Genomic DNA, 2,215 nt, shown 5'->3' on the forward strand with positions numbered 1-2,215 from the left:
CGGCTGGATTTCGCCGGCCGCTCCCTGCCCCTGGATCTGATCCGTTCGGCCTATGTCCGCAGCCGCCGGCGCCATCCCCAGGCCTTCAGCTGGTGGCTGCTGCTCTGCCTGGGCGGACTGCTGCTGCTTCCCTTCCCCTGGCTGTTCTGGCCACTGCAGGCGACGGCGCTGGCGGGCTGGATCGTGCTGGGCTCCCGCTGGGAGCATCTGCTGGAGGTGACGCTCCAGGACGGCCTGGCCTACCGGCACCGCTTCGACAGCCTGGCGACGGCCCTGGCGCACCGCAACGGCATCCGCCGGGCGATGGTGGCGGCGGCGCCGGCCGGGAGGCGGCCATGAACTGGATCCTGCCGGAGGGCGCCAGCCTCGGCTTCGAGGGGCTGGCCGCCCCGCTGCGGATCGTCCGCGGCCTCGGGGGCGGCACCCAGGGCCAGGTGTACGAGGTGGAGCTGGAGGGGGAGCGGCTGGCCCTGAAGTGGTATCTGCCGGCCTGCATCGCCCGCGACGGCGGCCTGGAGCGGCGTCTGGCGGCCAGCATCCGCTCGACCGCGCCGAACGACGCCTTCCTCTGGCCGATCGCCCTGCTGCGGGCCAGCCCCGCCAGCCGGCCCCTGATCCGCATCCGCGAGGAAAGCTTCGGCTATCTGATGTCCCTGCGGCCCGCCGCCTACGTGGGGGCCAGCGAGCATGCCGCCGGCCGGCTGGCGATCGGCCTGCGCCAGGTGCTGCGGGCCTGCTTCGGCCTGGCCGACGCCTTCCACGCCCTGCACCTGGCGGGCCTCTGCTACAAGGACGTCTCCCTGGGCAACCTCTTCCTGGAGCCCGGCGACGGCGGCATCCTCATCTGCGACAACGACAACGTCGCGGTGGACGGGGCCGAGCCGGGCGCCGTGCTGGGCACCCCGGGCTTCATGGCCCCGGAGGTGCTGCTGGGGCAGGCCCGGCCAGGGGCCGACAGCGACCTCTTTTCCCTGGCGGTGCTGCTGTTCCGGCTGCTCACCCGCCACGACCCCCTCAAGGGCCAGATGGAGCTGGCGATCCGCTGCCTCGATGAGCCGGCCCGCCGGCGCCTCTGCGGCGAGGACCCGGTGTTCATCTTCGATCCGGTGGACGCCCGCAACCGGCCCGACCCGATCGAGCATGCGGCCGCCCTGATCACCTGGCCCATCTACCCCCGCCCCCTACAGGCCCTGTTCGAGCAGACCTTCTGCCGCGGCATGAAGCAGCCCTCGCGCCGCGCCCTCACCGGCCAGTGGAAGCAGGAGCTGGCCCGCACCCTCGATCAACGCAGCCTCTGCCCCGCCTGCGGCCAGGAGAACTTCCAGGCCGCAGGCGCGCCGGCGCTGTGCTGGAGCTGCGGCAGCCCCCTTCCCGAGCCGATCACCCTGGCCCTGCCCCGGGGGCCGGTGCTGGCCGCCCCGGACAACGAGCTCCACCCCCACCACTTCGATGCCCTGGCCGGGGAGGATCTGCGCCGGCCACTCGCCCGGGTGGTGGCCCATCCCCAGGAGCCCCGTCGGCTGGGGCTGTGCAATCTCTCGGCCGCCGCCTGGAGCGCCGAGGCCGCCGATGGCCGCAGCTGGACGGTGGCGCCTGGCGAGAGCTGTAGCCTCGCGGCACTCACCCGGATCCTCACCCCATCGGGTCCGATCGCCGTGCAGCGCCCCACCCCGCCAGCCCCCGCCGCCTGAGCGATGCCGTTTCCCGACGTCAAGCTGGCCAACCGGCCGCTCCATTTCCTCTACCTCTGCGACTGCTCCGGCTCCATGGCCGCCTCGGGCAAGATGCAGGCCCTCAACCAGGCCATCCGCCAGTCGCTGCCGGGCATGGCGGCGGTCGCCCGGGACAACCCGGAGGCCCGGGTGCTGGTGCGGGCTGTGAGTTTTGCCGACCGTGCCGCCTGGCACATCGAGACCCCCACGCCGGTGGACCAGCTCGAGTGGCGCGATCTGCAGGCGGGCGGCATCACGGCGATGGGGGCCGCGCTGCAGCTGGTGGCGGCGGCGCTCCAGACCCCGCCGATGGAGGTGCGCGCGCTGCCGCCGGTGCTGGTGCTGATCTCCGACGGCCAGCCCACCGATGACTTCGCCGCCGGCAAGAGCTTCGACGTGGTGCTGCTGGTGGCGATCGTGTTGAGCGTGCTGACGGTGGTGATCGAGAGCGACCCGGTGCTGCGGGTGCGCCACGACCGCCTGTTCGACGTGCTGGAGTGGTT

Annotated in this window: 2 protein-coding genes and 1 pseudogene; all 3 read left to right on the plus strand. The window is 73.1% G+C overall.

All coding sequences use genetic code 11. From position 1 onward, the window contains the following. A pseudogene (locus tag VB737_RS06575) lies at nt 1-339 on the plus strand (FHA domain-containing protein); the annotation flags it as partial. Further along, entirely contained in the window at nt 336-1,691 is a 1,356-nt protein-coding gene (locus tag VB737_RS06580) for a protein kinase domain-containing protein (RefSeq protein ID WP_500312136.1), read from the plus strand. The pseudogene VB737_RS06575 and the gene VB737_RS06580, both read left to right, overlap by 4 nt. Before the next feature lie 3 nt (nt 1,692-1,694). Further along, nucleotides 1,695-2,215: vWA domain-containing protein (locus tag VB737_RS06585; RefSeq protein ID WP_500312138.1), on the plus strand; the 521-nt coding region annotated here is incomplete at its 3' end.

This window comes from Synechococcus sp. BA-120 BA3 (assembly GCF_034931285.1).
GTDB lineage: Bacteria > Cyanobacteriota > Cyanobacteriia > PCC-6307 > Cyanobiaceae > Cyanobium.

What these genes read in the sequence shown, in the direction of transcription:
- VB737_RS06580 (WP_500312136.1), top strand. Translation starts at nt 336, where the DNA reads ATGAACTGGATCCTGCCGGAGGGCGCCAGCCTCGGCTTCGAGGGGCTG.